This window comes from Streptomyces armeniacus, assembly GCF_003355155.1.
GTDB lineage: Bacteria > Actinomycetota > Actinomycetes > Streptomycetales > Streptomycetaceae > Streptomyces > Streptomyces armeniacus.
Map to the genome: position 1 here is coordinate 7,867,919 of NZ_CP031320.1, position 15,291 is coordinate 7,883,209.

Genomic DNA, 15,291 nt, shown 5'->3' on the forward strand with positions numbered 1-15,291 from the left:
AAAAAAAATAACGCCTACCAGGCGGGTAGTAGGCATCGATCCCCGCCGAAGCCGACGTCATCACAGCCTCGGTACGCAGCGGATTGATCTCCGAAACCGCGCCGACGAAGGTCGTCTTACCCACGCCGAACCCACCAGCCACCACGATCTTGGCCGAGGTCGTGGAGCGGGCAGCCGCACCGCCGCTAGAGCTTGCGAAGTCCACTGAGCACCCTTTCGAGCAGTGTCACGTCTGGCTGGCCGTCTGCGGTGGAGTCGTCACCACCAGGCTGGTGGATGGCAACGAGTCCGGCCTCGGCCAGGTCGGCGACGAGGATCCGGGCGACGCCGAGCGGAATGGAGAGGAGCGCCGAGATTTCGGCGACCGACTTGATCTCGTAGCACAGCCGGCAGATCCGCTGGTGCTCGGGCAACTGGCCCTGGAGCTGGGCGAATTCGGCGGTCGTGCTCACCAGTGCCTCGATGGCGAGCTGGTACCGAGGACGGGTCCGGCCACCCGTCATGGCGTACGGCCGCACCAGCTGCTGCGGCTCGCCACGCCCGTCCGCGCCGCTCTGTTCGGAGCGGGGCCGGGGCGGCTGCACCGGCTGGATGCGGGAGGGGGACGGCGGCGGCTGGTGGGGCCGGGACTGTGGGGCCGACTCCGGTGCGGAGTACGGCTGTTGACCGTGCTGGGGCTGCTGGGGCTGCCCCGGCTGGTAGTGCTGCTGCGACGCATGCTGCCCACGCTGCCCCTGTGACTGCTGGGGCGGCTGTGGTTCCTGCTGCTGCCGCTGGCCGCGCACGTGATCGCTGGGCGCGGAGGGGAAGTTGTAGCGCTTCAGGGGCGCGCCCTGAGACTGCTGCTGGTCACGGCCACTTCCGTACGACGGACCGCCTGGGGGCGTTGTCACGTTTCCTCCTCCGGCTCACGGACTAGCGGGCCACACTTGCCAGTTACTGCCTCAGCATCCGAGCGGACACCGCGTCCCCGCACCTTATGGGGCGGAGACGCAATGCGCACGGCCTGTCTCATGTTTGCGCACTAGTTGAGAAGGCTTCCTTGAAGCTCGGCACGGAGGTCGGGGGTGAGGACGGTGCCCGCACGGTCGACGAGCAGCGCCATCTCGTACCCGACAAGACCGATATCGGCCTCCGGATGCGCGAGCACCGCCAGCGACGAACCGTCCGAGATGGACATGATGAAGAGGAACCCCCGCTCCATCTCCACCACCGTCTGGTTCACGAGGCCGCCCTCGAAGATCCGGGACGCGCCCGCGGTGAGCGAGGTCAGACCCGACGCGACAGCCGCCAGCTGGTCGGCCCGGTCGCGCGGGAAGCCCTCGGACAACGCGAGAAGCAGTCCGTCGGCGGAGACCACCACCGTGTGCGACACACCCGGGGTGTTGTCCACGAAGTTGGTGATCAACCAGTTCAGGTTCTGCGCCGCCTGGCTCATCGGGCTCACACTAACGCTCCTGATCGTAGGTGCTGCCGGGGCCGTAGCCCTGTCGGTCATTCTGGGTGTTCTCGCCTGCGGTGCGTCCTCTGCGGATGCCGCGGTGCAGGTTACTCAGCCTGCCGCGGACGTCCTCCGGCGCCCTGGACACCTGCGGGCCGCCCTGCGCGTTCTGCTCCGCGGTGCCCTCGACCAGGTTGGCCTTGGGCACCCGCAGGGGGAGGCCGGACTCGGTGACGCCTCCGGCTTCCGGTTTGCGGAGCTTGCCGGCCCGGCTCCAGCGCTCGTCGTTGGCCGACTGCCAGCCGGGATCCGCGCCTTCCTGCGGGTCCTGCTGTGGCGCTGGGGACGCCTGGGACGACCGTGACGGCAGCGCCAGTGGAGATTCCGCTTGCGGCTGCTGCGGTGCATCCGGACCCCCTTCGGGCTGCGGCCGTCCACGGTCCCGCTGCGGCAGACCCGCGCCGGTCGTAGAGCGGACACTGCTCGGAGAAGGGCCCAGACGGTCGAAGCCTACGCGGTCGCGGGCTGCGTCGGGAACGCTCTCGGCGGATTCCGCTTGTGGCTGTACGGGCTGCTGCGCACCGTACGAGGAGGGTTCCGGGGCGTAGTCGGACGGCGGGTAGCCGGGCTGCTGGTAGCCGTCCACGGGGGCGTACTGGCCCGTGTGCTCCGGGGAGTAGCCGCCGGGGTCGTAGCCGGGCTGGGGGGCGTAGCCCTGCCCGCCGTCGTAGCCGGGCTGGTTCTCGTAGCCGCTCTGGCCGTCGTGCCCCTGCCGGCCGTCGTACCCTGGCTGACCCTCGTAGCCCGGCTGGTAGCCGCCCTGGCCCGGGTCGTAGCCGTACGGCACCGGCTGCTGCCCCTGGCCGCCCGGCTGCGCCTGGCCCTGGCCGTAGTCCTGCTGCTGCGCCTCCAGCGCGGCACGGCGCTCGTCGCGCTGCAGGGAGCGGCCGACCGGGTCGAGCGCCGACGGGTCCGCCGAGGGGCCGTCAGGGCCGTAGCGGGAGTCGTCGAAGCCGAGGTCGGCCGCGGACGGCAGATGCCTGTCGAACACCGGCTGCGGGGCGCTCGGCTGGTCCGGGACGATCCGGGAGACGGTGAAGTCCTCCTCGGCCGGCTGCTCGTCGCCACCGCCGCCGCGCGTGATCGCCTGGGGCAGCATGACCAGCGAGGTGGTGCCCGCCTGCTCGCCCGAGGGCCGGAGCTGGACGCGGATGCCGTGCCGGTTGGCCAGCCGGCCGACCACGAAGAGGCCCATGCGCTGCGAGATGGCGGCGTCCACGGTGGGCGGGTTCGCCAGCTTGTGGTTGATGTCCGCGAAGTCCTCCGCGGTCAGACCGATGCCCTTGTCGTGGATCTCGATCATCACGCGGCCGTCCGGCAGCCGGGTCGCGGTGACCCGGACCTTGGTCTGCGGGGAGGAGAACGACGTGGCGTTCTCCAGCAGCTCGGCCAGCAGGTGGACGAGGTCGCTGACGGCCGCGCCGTGGATCTCGGTCTCCGGCACCCCGGACAGTTCGATGCGCTCGTAGTGCTCCACCTCGGAGGACGCGGCGCGGAGCGTGTCGACGAGCGGCACGGGCTGGTTCCAGCGGCGGCCCGGCTCCTCGCCCGCGAGGACCAGCAGGTTCTCGCCGTTGCGGCGCATACGCGTCGCGAGGTGGTCCATCCGGAAGAGGTGCTCCAGCTGCTCCGGGTCGGCCTCGTTGTTCTCGAGCTCCGAGACGAGGGCGAGCTGCCGCTCGATGAGGCCCTGGTTGCGGCTGGAGAGGTTGGTGAAGATCGCGCTGACGTTGCCGCGCAGCAGCGCCTGCTCGGCGGCGAGCCGTACGGCCTCGCGGTGCACCTGGTCGAAGGCGCGCGCGATCTCGCCTATCTCGTCCCGGCTGTCGATGGGGATCGGCTGCACGCGGGTGTCCACGCGGCCCGGCTCGGTCCGCGAGAGCTGGTCGACGAGCGACGGCAGCCGCGTCTGCGCCACGTCGAACGCCGCGCCGCGCAGCGTACGCATGCTGCGGCCCATCGAGCGGGCCATCATGCCGGCGATGAGGAACGCCACCAGCAGCGCGGTCAGTACGATGCCTGCGTTGATGAACGTGTCCCGGCGGGCGTCCGACGCGATCTGCTCCGTCTCCCGTACGGCGTCGCCCGCGAGCTTCTTCTCGACCACGCGGTACGCGTCGGCCTTCGCCGTCGACGTGCTGAACCACGTGCTGGGCGTGATGCCCTTCTCCTTCAGGGCGCTCTCGCCGGCGCCGCTGCTGATGGCCGTGACCATGTCCTTCAGCGGCGGCGGGGCGACGAACGGCTGGTCCTTGGACTCGGCCTCCGCCTTGGCCGCGGCGGCCTTCTCCTTGCCCTCCTGCTCGACCTTGCGCAGCTCGCTCTCCAGAAGCTCGACGTCCTGTGGGCGGCCGCCGGAGACGTACTCCGCGAGAGCGACGTTCTCCAGATACGCGTACGAGGCGAAGGCCGTGAGCTGCTTCTTCTTCGCCGCCGCGGACGGGCCGGGCTCGAGGATGAGATGCATGCCGATGGCGCGCTGCAGCGACTCGGCCGACTTGGTGAGGGAGATGGCGTAGACGGTACGGCCGTAAGAGGTGACGTTGCCGGTGCCCAGCCCGAGTTCGTTGGCGAGCTCCATCAGCGGGTGCTGTACCTGGGTGTACGCCTCCTCCGTCTGCACGCCGCTCAGCCGGTCGCTGTACGCGGCCTGGCGGAGCGGTCCGAGTTTCGGCTCGGCCTTGCGGAGGGCGGCGAGGCGGCGCTTGAGGCCTTGCTTGTCCGGGATCTCTTCGGCGCGGGCGTCGAACCGCTTCTTGGCTTGGTCGGTGGCCGCGCGCAGCTCCTGCACCTGGGGGTTGTCGCGGTCGCCCGCGAGGAGCGGCTCGGCGCTCCGGTCCCGCTCGTTGAGCAGGGCCTGGCCGTAGTCGGCGGCGGACTCGACGAGTTCGGCGATGTGCCGGGCGTCCTCGGCGTCGTTCCAGGTGTCGATCGTGTGCTGGACGCGGAAGCCGCCGAAGACGAGGGCCACCAGAACGGGGATGAGCAGGATCGCGTTCAACCGGGTGGGTACGCGCCAGTTCCGCATCGCGAAGCGGCTGCCGCTGGTGGCGGGCGCCTCGGGCACGTCCACGCTTCCCGCAGCGGACCGGGCCGGCGGGGTGAAGTTCCCCCGCGACTCGTCGCGCGCCTGCGGGGCAGAGCCCGTCTTGCTACGCCTCACTCGACTACTCACCTCTCGGGCGCTCGGCTCCCGACTCAGGTCGGGTCGTGGCTACTGCTGAGTTCAGCGAATTTCAGCACGTCACTGCACCTCTTTCCAAACTCTTGACGGGACGGGGAATTTATGGCAGGCAAGATTGAATAATTCGTGCATCACAGACGTAATCCGACAAAGCCCCATAGAATCGTGCGCAGAGTGAAGTGTTCCGCTCGCCGCCTGTGTTGGCCGTGTGTCAATCACGTATCGAAATGTTATGAAGCCCTCATCATGGCATGACAAAGAAACCGGTGGCCCGCGGCAACTACCTTGCGGGCCCGGCTAGTTGTCAGACTGGTGGATCGACGGGGTCACTTGAGGCGGGCGAGCAGGGCGTGCTCGACCAACGTGATGAGTCCGCTCTTGGCGTCGGCGCGGTGCCTGGCGTCGGTGGTGATGATCGGCGCGTCCGGCCCGATCTGCAACGCCTCCCGCACCTCCTCCGGCGTATACGGCTGATGCCCGTCAAAACCGTTCAACGCGATCTGTTGTGTTTGCTATCACGCTACCCCCTGCCCCCGCATACTCCCCCTATGCCCTCCCGGGCAGCTTCAGATGTGTATCAGAGCCAGCCCCGCCCCCGGGGCGGCCGTCATGGCTAGCCGCCCGCCGAGCAGACGCCGCGTCCTGGCCGCCGGCCTCGGGGCCGCGCTGGCGGGCGCCGGCACGGCGTCCTGCGCCAACGCCTCGGCCGGCCAGGGCGATCCCGACGGCCCCGTGACCCTCTGGTCGGCGCTGCGCGGCACCGACACCCTGGTCGCCAAGTGGAACGCGCTCCACCCCGACGACCCCGTCGACTTCTCCCCGATGACCTCCGGCCTCGCGGGCGGCAACGCCAAGCTCTCGAATGCCGCCCGCGCCGGGAACGCCCCCGACATCGTCACCATCGTCGACGCCGACCTGCCGTCCTTCGCCATCGACGGCGTATGCGCCGACGTCACCGGCCTCGTCACCCCGCGGCTGCGCACCCAACTCGGCCCGCAGGCCTGGACGAACGGCAAGCTGGACGGCCGGGTCTACGGCATCCCGCTGGACCTGGGCCCGATGCTGCTCGCGTACCGCAAGGACCTCCTCGAAGCGCACCGCGTCGGAATCCCCGTCACCTGGGAGGAGTTCCACGACGCGGCGCGCACCCTCAGGCGGCGCTCCGGCACCCACCTGACGTCCTTCCACCCCAACGCGTACAACGTGCTCGCCGGTCACGCCATGCAGAGCGGCGGCCAGTGGTTCGCCACCGAGGGCGACACCTGGGTGGTCGACTTCCTCGACGAGCCCACCCGCCGCGTCGCGGACTACTGGCAGCGGCTGATCGACGAGGACCTGCTGTTCGTCGCCCCCGGCAGCAGCCAGGAGTGGATGTCCGCGCTCGCCCGCGGCCGGGTGGCCGCCCACCTCGTGGGGCCGTGGGGGCTGGCGGCCCTGGCCTCCTCGGTGCCCGGCACCTCCGGCCGCTGGCGCGTGGCCCCGCTGCCGCAGTGGGGTACGGGCAGGCCCGTCGTGGGCACCGACGGCGTCTCCCTGCACGCCATCACCGCCGACAGCCCGCGCAAGAAGCGCGCGATGCGGTTCCTGGAGTGGATGTCGACGACACCCGAGGCGATCACCGCCCGGCTCTCCGGCGGCCGTTCGAGCCTCTTCCCCGCCGCGCCGGCCCAGGTCGAGGCCGCCTCGCGCCAGTTCGAGACCGACTTCTACGGCGGCCAGGACCTGTACGCCCTCGTGACCGAGCAGGCCCGCCTGCTGCGTACGGGCTGGACGTGGGGGCCGCGCATGCAGGCCACCGCGACGTCCCTGCACAACGGCCTGGCCCGGCTCTCGTACGGCACGAAGGTCACCGAGGCGCTGCGCTCGGCGCAGGCCGAGACCCTGCCCGACATGCGCAGTCTGGGCCTGAAGGTGAGGCAGGCATGAGTACGTCCACCGTCCCCGGCACCTCCCGTACGGTGCACACGCCGCCGAGTGCCCGCGCGTCCACCCCCGCGACCCGTCCGCGCCGTCCGCAGCGGCAGGCGGTGGGCGTCCTCCTCGGGCCGTTCGTCCTGCTGCTGGTCGCCGTGTTCCTGGTGCCGGTGCTGTACGCGGTCCGGCTGAGCTTCTTCTCCGAGACCCACACCGGCCTCGGCTTCGGCAAGGCCCGTACCGCCTTCGTGGGCCTGCGCAACTACGCGGCCGTGCTGTCCGATCCGAGCTTCGTGAGCGGTGTCGGCGTCACGCTCCTGTACGCGCTCGTGTTCCTGCCCCTTGTCCTGACCGGCGGGCTCGCCCTGGCCCTGCTGTTCGACTCGGGGCTGGTGCGCGCGCGACAGCTCAGCCAGACCGTGCTGTTCGTGCCGCACGCCGTGCCCGGCATCATCGCCACCGTCATCTGGCTGTACCTCTACACGCCCGGTCTCTCGCCCGTACTCGACGTGCTGGGCAGCGCCGATGTCACCGTGAACTTCCTCGGCCTGCGCATGCTGATCCCGTCCCTGGTGAACATCGCGCTGTGGAGCGGGCTCGGCTACACCGCCGTCATCTTCTTCGCCGCCCTGCGCGCGATTCCCCGCGAGCTCGTCGAGGCCGCCGAGGTCGACGGCGCGGGCCCGGTGCGCACGGCGCTGACGATCAAGGTGCCGATGATCCGCGGCACCCTGTCCACCGTGGCCATCTTCACCACGATCGCCGCGCTCCAGCTGTTCACCGAACCGATGCTGCTGAGCCGGGCCACGCCGCTGGTCGGCCCCCGCTTCACGCCGAACATGTACATCTTCGACGCGGCCTTCACCCGTAACAACTACGGCCTGGCGTCCGCCGCCTCCGTCCTGCTGCTGCTCGTGTGCTGCGCCCTGTCCTACGTGGTGACGCGGGGCACGGCCCGCACCGGCCGGCGCGTCCCCGACTCCAGGAAGGCCCGCCCGTGACCACCTCCACCGCTCCGGTCCCCACCGCCTCCGTGCCCGCCCGCTCCGTGCCCGCGGGCCGCCCGTACGGCCGCGTCGTCGCGAACGTCGTGGTCGGCGTCAGCGTGCTGTACGCGCTGCTGCCCCTGCTGTGGCTGCTGCTCGCCTCCACGGTGGACGCGGAGGCGCTGTTCGCCTCGGACTTCTTCGGCCCGTCGAACTTCGCCCTCGTGGACAACATCCGCACTCTGCTCGCCCAGGACGACGGCGCGTACCTCACCTGGTACGGCAACAGCCTGCTGTACGCGGTGGGCGGCGCCGCCGTCGGCGCCCTGGTCAGCACCGCCGCCGGGTACGTCTTCGACAAGTTCGAATTCGCGGGCAAGGGCGCCCTGTTCGCCCTCATCCTGATCTCGGTGATGGTGCCGGCCACGGTGCTCGCCCTGCCGCTGTACCTGCTCGCCTCCGACCTGGGACTGGCGAACACGGTCTGGTCGGTGCTGATCCCGGTGCTGTTCAACCCCTTCGGCGTGTATCTGGCGCGGATGTTCTCCGCCTCCTATGTCCCCGACGAGGTGCTGGAGGCCGCCCGCGTCGACGGCGCGAACGAGCTGCGCAGCTTCCTGTCCGTGGGGCTGCGGATGCTCGCCCCCGGCTACGTGACCATCTTCCTGTTCCAGCTGACGGCGATCTGGAACAACTTCTTCCTCCCCCTGGTGATGCTCAACGACGCCTCCCTCTACCCGCTCAGCCTCGGCCTCTACAGCTGGAACTCCACCGCGCCCATCAACCCCGACTACTACCCGCTGATGGTCATCGGCTCCCTGCTGGCACTGCTGCCGCTGGTCATCGCGTTCCTGCTGCTCCAGCGCCACTGGCGCTCCGGCCTCACCGCGGGCAGCGTGAAGTGACGCCGTACGGTGCGTGAAGTGACGCCGTACGGAGGCGGATTCGGCTGCTCATGCGGTTCGCGCCCGAGGACTCGTCCGAGCCAACGAGCCGACCGCGGGGGAGCGTCGCACTGGCATCACCCCGCGGTGCCGCCGCCCGCCGGTGACGCGCTCGTGGCCGGGCCGGGCGCCTTCCCCGTGGCCGCGTCGAGGGCCAGCACGCCGCTCTCGTTGGTGACGTACACGAAGCCGTACGCCGTGACCGGGCCCGTGTCCCGGTTGCCGGGGGACATCTTGGCGCCGGTCGCGGTGGACCAGCGCTCGGAGCCGTCATCGGCGTCGAGGGCGCGAACGCTGCCGACGGCACTCAGGGTTTCGCTGAAGTAGACCAGGCCCCCCGCCACCGCGAGCTGCGTGGGATTCACTGTCGACATGCCCTCGTGGGTCCATTTCTTGGCACCCGTCGACGCGTCGAGCGCGTGGACGCGTCCGTCGGCACCGGCGACACAGAGCGTGTCGCCCGCGAGGCAGACGGTCGGGTCCGCTCCGGTGGTCCCCGGCACCGACCACTTCCTGGTGCCCTTCTCGGAGTTGATCGCGTAGAGGCTCCCGTCGCCGGCGCCGGCGTACACCAGACCGCCGGACACGACGGGCTTCTGGGCGAAACCCCCGTCCGCGGGGAAGTCCCACTTCTTGGCACCGCTGGACGCGTCCAGCGCGTAGAGGGTGCTGTCCTTCCCGTCGCAGCCGATGTACACGGTGCCGTCGGCCACCGTGGGAGAGCCCTGAATCTCGTCCCCGAGCGGACGGCTCCACACCTTCCGCCCTCCGTCCGCGCGCACGGCGTACACGTGCTTGTCCTGGCTGGCGAAGTACACGATCCCGCCGGCCAAGGTCGGCCTGCTGTGAATCTGGCCCTCGGTGGGAAACGTCCACTTCTTCCTGCCGTCCGCGTCCAGCGCCCACAACTCGTCCCCGCCACCCACGTACACCGACCCGTCGGCGACCGCGGGCTGGTTCGGGAGGAAGAGGAGCCTGGGCCCGTCCCAGCGCTTGTGTCCGGTGCGCGCGTCCAGGGCGGTGATCCTGAAATCGGCGGCCACGTACAGGACACCGTCGGCCGCCGTGCACAGGGTCGGCAGATCGAGTTTGACGTCGTGGCGCCACGGGCGCACCTTGGGCCGGCGGGCGGCTTCCGCTCCCGACTCGGTGTCTCCGGCGCCGTCCCCGTCGGTGCCTTTGCCCAGGGTGAGCGCGAGCCCGGTGCCGCCGGCCACCAGGGCGGCCGCCCCGCCCAGGCCGAGCAGCAGAGCGCGGCGACGCTCTGGAGCCGTGGGAATCACGGGAGTCGTGGGGCCTTCGGGAACCGCGGTGGCGGGAGGCGCGAAGGCCACGGGCCCGTCCGCCGCACCCGGCGTGTTCCCGGGCAGGGACGGGGCGGCCGTCTGTGTCGGCAACTGGTGGGCCGCGGGCGGGTGTTCCGGTGAGCCCGGCACATACGGGGGCGGGTCGGCCGGGGCCGGGGGGACGCCGTGATCGCCCGCATCGTACGGAGGGGCGAGGAGGCGTCCCGTACGAGGGCGCGCCCGCAGTTGTTCAGCGGGAAGGTCGAGGAGGGGTACTCGCTGGGCATGGTCGTCGCGACCCTCGCGGTCGTCCTGGTCCCCCTCGCCTTCGGGGACGGGCCGAGGTCCGCGCTGCTGCGCGCGATGACCTTCATGATCGTGGCCTCGCCCTGCGCGGTCGTGCTGGCGACGATGCCGCCGCTGCTGTCGGCCATCGCGAACGCCGGCCGGCACGGCGTCCTCGCCCCACGTGGTCGTCGATGAACACGTACAGTGCCGCCAGAAGGGCGTCCAGGTTTGTCTTCACACACTGACCAACGGGCGCCCTTCGCCATGGTCGCGACCAGCACCGACATCGGACTCATTCATCTAGCGTGTGGGCGGCAGCACCGCACAGCAACCTGGAGCGCACGCATGAACTTCGTCTCTGTCCGCATCATCACCGACGACGTCGCCCGCCTCGTCGCCTTCTACGAGCGGGCCACCGGCACGACCGCCAGCTGGGCCAACGAGGACTTCGCCGAGCTCAGGCACGCCTCGGCCACCCTCGCGATCGGCAGCACCCGTACGGTCCCGCTGTTCGCGCCCGGCTCCGCCCGCCCGGCCGCCAACCGGAGCGCCATCCTGGAGTTCCTGGTCGACGACGTGGACAGCGTGTACGAGAACCTGACCGACTGGGTCGGGGAGTTCGTCACCGAGCCCACCACCCTGCCCTGGGGCAACCGCTCGCTCCTGTTCCGCGACCCCGACGGCAACCTCGTGAACTTCTTCACCCCCGTCACGCCGGACGCCGTCGCGAAGTTCGCCCGCCAGGGATAGCCGCTGGGGATGCCCGCTAGGGATAGCGGAGGTCCGCCCAGACCGTCTTGCCGATCGGGTCGCGGGCGGACGCGCCCCAGCGCAGGGCGAGCGCGGCGACGAGGTACAGGCCGTAGCCCGACTCGGCGCCCTCGTCCGGCGCTTGCGCCGTCGGCGGCGGATAACGCTCGTCGCGCGCGTCGGACACCTCGATACGCAGGGCGTCCTCCAGGACGGTGACCCGCAGCTCGAAGTCCCGGCCGGAGACGCAGCCGTGGCGTACGGCGTTCGCACACAGCTCGCCGACGACCAGTTCCGCGTCACGCGTCAGCGCGCAGTCGTACGGGAGCCCCCACGCGTCGAGCCGCTCGGCGGCAAGGTGGCGGGCGAGGCGGACACCCCGGCGGGTGGAGGTGAACCGCATGCAGAACAGCCGGGTGGACCCTGGGGAGGGAATCTGTGACTTCACAGGGTAACCGTGTCGTCACCCGGTCTAGAGTGGCCAGATCAGCTCGCTGTACGAACGCAGCGCGTACGAGCTGGTACGGGACATGTACGGGCCGGGGACCGGGAGGTGGCGGGCATGGGCCGCCAGCCGAAGCAGAGGCAGAAGCAGCAGAACGACGACCGGCCCGAGGCGTGGCGCTGCTACGGCCGCCTGGTCAAACTCTTCCGCGAACAGGCCGGGTTGACACAACCCGACCTCGCGAAGGCCGTCGGCTACTCGTACGAGCAGACGTCCTCCATCGAGCAGGGCCGCCGCCCCGCCAAGGCGGTCTTCACGGAGACGGCGGACCGGGTGCTCAGCGCACGCGGGGCGCTGCTGGCACTCCAGGAGGAAGTGGAACTGGCCAAACTGCCGCGCTTCTTCCAGGACTTCGCGAAGATCGAGATCGAAGCGGTCAGCCGTTTCGCCTACGAACCCCAACTCGTACCAGGGCTCCTCCAGACCGAGGAGTACGCGCGGGCCGTCTTCAACGGGCACGTGCCACAGCTGGAACCCGAGGTCTTCGAGCAGCACCTTGAGGCGCGGATGGAACGGCAGAAGCTGCTGACGCGGACGCCGAAGGTGCAGTTCTCGTTCGTGCTGTGGGAACCGGTGCTGCGTAATCCGGTGGGTGGAGTGGCGGTGCTCAAGCAGCAGTTGAGGCACTTGCTGAAGCTCACGGAGTTGCCGAACGTCGAGGTCCAGGTCGTGTCGGAGAGCAGCGGCATGCATCCGGGGAACAGCGGTCCCATGGTGCTCCTGGAGACCGCTGAACACCGTCAAGTCGGGTACCTGGAGTCGCAGGGCATTGGCTCAGTGATCACCGATCCAGCCACGGTCAGCGCCTTCGGATTGCGGTATGGCAAGCTGCGCTCGCGTGCCCTCAATATTGAGGAGTCCGCACGTCTGATCGAGCATGCAGCGGGAGCGTAATGAGCAGCGACCTGACCTGGTTCAAGAGCAGCTACAGCGGCCCCGAGGGCGGCGACTGCCTCGAAGTCGCCGTCTCCTGGCGCAAGTCGAGCCACAGCGGCTCGGACGGCGGAGACTGCGTCGAGGTCGGATGGCACAAAGCAACCCACAGCGGCCCGGACGGCGGGAACTGCGTCGAGGTCGACGCCTGCCCCGGCACCGTCCACGTACGGGACTCGAAGAACGCCACCGGCCCCCAACTCGCCGTCACCCCCCACGCCTGGGCCTCCTTCGTCGGCTACGCCTCACACCGCCGCCCCTGAGGCATGTTCCGGAAGCGCTGGTGCCGTGTGACACCGGCGCTTGAACGGTGTGCCGGTGCTGGGGCAGGCTCATGTTCATGGTCTCGGTGTTGCAGAACGTGGCGATCGACTGTGCGGATGCCTATGAGCTGGCACGGTTCTGGGCCGAGGTGACCGGTTGTCCGCTGCATCCAGAGGACGGACCTGGCGACCCGGAGATTGACGTGATGCTGCCGGAGGGCCCGCTGCTGCACTTCAACCAGGTGCCGGAACCGAAGACAGCCAAGAACCGGATCCACCTGTGCCTGCGCCCGAAGACCTCGCGCGAGGAGGAGGTCAAGCGACTGCTGGGCCTCGGTGCCGTCTTCGTCAGCGATCGCCGGGAACCCGATGGCGCAGGCTGGGCCGTCCTCGCAGACCCTGAAGGCAACGAGTTCTGTGTTCTTCGCAGTGAGTCCGACCGCGCTGCGATGTCTTCTTGAGGCTCAGACCGACCTGGCCGGGAGCAAGGCTCCGGCTCCGCCCAGGTCAGTCGGGGCGGCGGATGTCCCAGAACTCCGCCTTGTTCGCGCGCCAGCGCTCCCAGAGCCGGTCCTGCCTGTCGTGGCCCTTGTCGTCCTCGGTCAGGAACTGCAGATCGGAGCCCGTCAGCGGCAGCAACGCGAGGTACTGCACCGCCGGTTCGCCGTCCGGGCCGAGGAAGACCGACACGTCGGGGAACACGGGGCTCACCGCGAACAGCAGCCCGCGTACGTTCGTCTCCGGCACCAGCGGGTCGTCACCGGCCACCAGGTGGCCGTGGACGGCGAGCGGCGACGGGTCCTGGCGGAGCAGGTACTGGGCCGCTCCGTCCACCAGGTGCAGCGCTTCCTGTTCCTGGCCGGTCTGCAGCGTGCAGAGGAGTTCGGAGGGCTTCGGCGCGCGGATCGGCTGGAACCGCAGGCCGTTGGTGACCGCGGACACCACGGGCAGCGGGCGCTTCTCCGGGTAGTGCAGCGTCACCCCGTACCCGGGATCGTCGCCGGGCGGGTCCCACCGCTTGGTCGCGGGCCCCAGATGCCGTACGACATGCTCCGCCAGGCCCTCGAACCGATCGTCGTCACTCATGCCGACCCACACTAGGCGTACGGGCCGCCGCCAGGCAGCTCGCGGCCCGGCGCCGCCGTCAGCGCAGGTCGAGCCGCATCAGGACGCGGGGGTGACCGGCGAGCACCGAGGTGGTGTCGGCGGCGTGGACGAATCCGGCGCGCTCGAAGTTCTTCCGCAGCCCGGCGTACGCCATCGTGAGGTCGATCTTGGCGCCACCGTTGTCGATCGGGTACGCCTCGACCGCCGGGGCTCCGTGGGTGCGGGCGAAGTCGACCGCGCCGGCGATCAGGGCGTGCGAGATCCCCTTCTTGCGGTGACCGGGGCGTACGCGGATGCACCACAGCGACCAGACCGGCAGGTCGTCGACGTGCGGGATCTTCCGGCTGTGCGCGAAGGAGGTGTCCGAGCGGGGCGCCACGGCGGCCCAGCCGACCGGCTCGTCGCCGTCGTAGGCGAGCACTCCCGGCGGGGGCTCGGCACGGCACAGCTCGGCGACGTACTCGCCGCGGGCGGGTCCGCGGAGCTCGTTGTTGAGCTTGGACGGGATGCGGTAGCTCAGGCACCAGCAGACGTTGGCCCCAGGCGACTTGGGACCGACCAGGGTCCGGACGTCCTCGAAGATCGATGCCGGGCGGACTGCGATGGTCATGACGCCACGATGGCACGACGCCGCACGATGCACCCGGCGGCACCGCTCACTCCCCGAGGGGCGGCGCGGGTACGGCGTCCGCCGGGGCCGGAGCGGGAGCCGGGGCCGGAGCGGGAGCCGGGGCCGGAGCGGGAGCCGGGGCCGGGGCCGGGACCGGGTTCTCGGCCGCGCGGCTGACCTCCTCCCAGGACGCCCATACGTCCATCCGCTGCCGGGACACGTCGAAGGCCAGGTCGTAGACCATGCTGCCGAGCAGCAGCCGCAGCGGCGGGTCGTCGCTGTCGACCAGCTTCAGCAGGGCCTCGGCTGCGAGCCGGGGCGGGCTGTCGACGGAGCCGTCCGCCCACTGCTTCTCCAACTCGGCGCGGAGGGGCCCGTACGCGTCGAGCGGGGCGGCCGTGCGCATGCTCGCGTAGAGGTCGGTCCAGTACCCGCCGGGTTCGACGATGGTGACCTGCACGCCGAACGCGGCCGCCTCCATGGCCAGCGACTCGCTCATGCCCTCCAGGGCGAACTTGCTCGCGCTGTACAGCGACGTGCTCGGGAAGCCGCCGAGCGCGCCGATGCTGGATATCTGCACGATGTGGCCGCTGCCCTGGGCGCGCAGGTGCGGGAGGGCGGCCTGGCTGACCCAGAGGGCGCCGAAGAAGTTCGTGTCGAGCACTTCGCGGGCCTCGGCCTCGGTGAACTCCTCGACCATGCCGAGGGACATGATCCCCGCGTTGTTGACGACGATGTCCAGGCCGCCGAAGTGCGCCGTGGCCTCCCCTACGGCGGTCCGGACGGTTGCGCGGTCCGTGACGTCGAGGGGCAGGAGGAGCAGGCTGCCGGTGGCGGCGTACTCCTCGGCGAGGGCATCGAGCGTGTGTGTGGTGCGGGCGGCGGCGGCCACGCGGTCGCCGCGTTCCAGGGCGGCCCTGGTGAACTCGCGGCCGAGGCCGCGGCTGGCACCGGTGACGAACCAGGTGCGGGGGCTCGTACGGTCCGGGGCCTGTCTCTTATACACACATGACGCTGCCG

Annotated in this window: 15 protein-coding genes and 3 pseudogenes; 8 read left to right on the forward strand and 10 right to left on the reverse strand. The window is 70.4% G+C overall.

What is annotated here, in order from left to right; genetic code table 11:
- The 5 genes and pseudogenes from DVA86_RS33985 to DVA86_RS34005 all read right to left on the reverse strand — a co-directional run.
- A pseudogene (locus tag DVA86_RS33985) lies at positions 1-205 on the reverse strand (ATP/GTP-binding protein); the annotation flags it as partial.
- The gene (locus DVA86_RS33990) at positions 186-893 is read right to left on the reverse strand and encodes a DUF742 domain-containing protein (RefSeq protein WP_208884045.1); all 708 of its coding nucleotides are present in this window, start codon (positions 891-893) and stop codon (positions 186-188) included. The pseudogene DVA86_RS33985 and the gene DVA86_RS33990, both read right to left, overlap by 20 nt.
- A 131-nt stretch (positions 894-1,024) precedes the next feature.
- The gene (locus tag DVA86_RS33995) at positions 1,025-1,438 is read right to left on the reverse strand and encodes a roadblock/LC7 domain-containing protein (protein ID WP_208885566.1); all 414 of its coding nucleotides are present in this window, start codon (positions 1,436-1,438) and stop codon (positions 1,025-1,027) included.
- Between the two features lie 10 nt (positions 1,439-1,448).
- The gene (locus tag DVA86_RS34000) at positions 1,449-4,664 is read right to left on the reverse strand and encodes a sensor histidine kinase (RefSeq protein WP_208884047.1); all 3,216 of its coding nucleotides are present in this window, start codon (positions 4,662-4,664) and stop codon (positions 1,449-1,451) included.
- 347 nt (positions 4,665-5,011) lie between these two features.
- A pseudogene (locus tag DVA86_RS34005) lies at positions 5,012-5,185 on the reverse strand (ATP-binding protein); the annotation flags it as partial.
- Between the two features lie 109 nt (positions 5,186-5,294).
- Between DVA86_RS34005 and DVA86_RS34010 the strand changes: the two are divergent.
- Genes DVA86_RS34010 through DVA86_RS34020 form a run of 3 tightly spaced genes read left to right on the forward strand, consistent with a single transcriptional unit; the run spans position 5,295 to position 8,490 of the window.
- Positions 5,295-6,611: an ABC transporter substrate-binding protein gene (locus DVA86_RS34010; RefSeq protein WP_208884048.1), complete on the forward strand. Its 1,317-nt coding sequence runs from the start codon at positions 5,295-5,297 to the stop codon at positions 6,609-6,611.
- Entirely contained in the window at positions 6,608-7,600 is a 993-nt protein-coding gene (locus tag DVA86_RS34015; protein ID WP_208884050.1) for a carbohydrate ABC transporter permease, read from the forward strand. The genes DVA86_RS34010 and DVA86_RS34015 overlap by 4 nt, the downstream gene beginning before the upstream one ends.
- 32 nt (positions 7,601-7,632) lie before the next feature.
- Complete coding sequence (locus DVA86_RS34020) at positions 7,633-8,490, forward strand: carbohydrate ABC transporter permease (RefSeq protein ID WP_208885568.1); 858 nt, start codon at positions 7,633-7,635, stop codon at positions 8,488-8,490.
- Positions 8,491-8,606: 116 nt separating this feature from the next.
- On the opposite strand, the gene DVA86_RS34025 is transcribed toward DVA86_RS34020, so the two are convergent.
- Entirely contained in the window at positions 8,607-9,812 is a 1,206-nt protein-coding gene (locus DVA86_RS34025) for an outer membrane protein assembly factor BamB family protein (protein ID WP_208884052.1), read from the reverse strand.
- Between the two features lie 153 nt (positions 9,813-9,965).
- Here DVA86_RS34025 and DVA86_RS34030 point away from each other — a divergent pair.
- Together DVA86_RS34030 and DVA86_RS34035 are read left to right on the forward strand one after the other, a co-directional pair.
- Positions 9,966-10,277 (forward strand): annotated as a pseudogene (locus tag DVA86_RS34030) (heavy metal translocating P-type ATPase); the annotation flags it as partial.
- 171 nt (positions 10,278-10,448) lie between these two features.
- Complete coding sequence (locus DVA86_RS34035) at positions 10,449-10,853, forward strand: VOC family protein (RefSeq protein WP_208884054.1); 405 nt, start codon at positions 10,449-10,451, stop codon at positions 10,851-10,853.
- Positions 10,854-10,869: 16 nt separating this feature from the next.
- Here DVA86_RS34035 and DVA86_RS34040 read toward each other — a convergent pair whose 3' ends face one another.
- Positions 10,870-11,301 carry an ATP-binding protein gene (locus tag DVA86_RS34040; protein WP_245997475.1) on the reverse strand — a complete coding sequence of 144 codons (432 nt, stop codon included), beginning with the start codon at positions 11,299-11,301 and terminating at the stop codon, positions 10,870-10,872.
- A 114-nt stretch (positions 11,302-11,415) separates the two neighbouring features.
- Here DVA86_RS34040 and DVA86_RS34045 point away from each other — a divergent pair, with 114 nt between their 5' ends.
- From DVA86_RS34045 to DVA86_RS34055, 3 genes are all read left to right on the forward strand, one after another.
- Positions 11,416-12,252 carry a helix-turn-helix domain-containing protein gene (locus tag DVA86_RS34045; protein ID WP_208884055.1) on the forward strand — a complete coding sequence of 279 codons (837 nt, stop codon included), beginning with the start codon at positions 11,416-11,418 and terminating at the stop codon, positions 12,250-12,252.
- Positions 12,252-12,554: a DUF397 domain-containing protein gene (locus DVA86_RS34050; protein WP_208884057.1), complete on the forward strand. Its 303-nt coding sequence runs from the start codon at positions 12,252-12,254 to the stop codon at positions 12,552-12,554. Before DVA86_RS34045 ends, DVA86_RS34050 begins: the two co-directional genes overlap by 1 nt.
- 77 nt (positions 12,555-12,631) lie before the next feature.
- Positions 12,632-13,015 (forward strand): VOC family protein, encoded by a 384-nt coding sequence (locus DVA86_RS34055; RefSeq protein ID WP_208884059.1) that lies wholly within the window; start codon positions 12,632-12,634, stop codon positions 13,013-13,015.
- A 46-nt stretch (positions 13,016-13,061) separates the two neighbouring features.
- On the opposite strand, the gene DVA86_RS34060 is transcribed toward DVA86_RS34055, so the two are convergent.
- The 3 genes from DVA86_RS34060 to DVA86_RS34070 are packed head-to-tail and all read right to left on the reverse strand — an operon-like array spanning position 13,062 to position 15,277.
- A complete protein-coding gene (locus DVA86_RS34060; protein WP_208884061.1) occupies positions 13,062-13,640 on the reverse strand; it encodes a suppressor of fused domain protein in 579 nt (192 codons plus the stop codon).
- A 58-nt stretch (positions 13,641-13,698) separates the two neighbouring features.
- Positions 13,699-14,271, reverse strand: a complete 573-nt coding sequence (locus DVA86_RS34065) for a GNAT family N-acetyltransferase (protein ID WP_208884063.1) — start codon at positions 14,269-14,271, stop codon at positions 13,699-13,701.
- A 46-nt stretch (positions 14,272-14,317) separates the two neighbouring features.
- The gene (locus tag DVA86_RS34070; protein WP_208884064.1) at positions 14,318-15,277 is read right to left on the reverse strand and encodes an SDR family oxidoreductase; all 960 of its coding nucleotides are present in this window, start codon (positions 15,275-15,277) and stop codon (positions 14,318-14,320) included.
- Positions 15,278-15,291 lie beyond the last annotated feature (14 nt).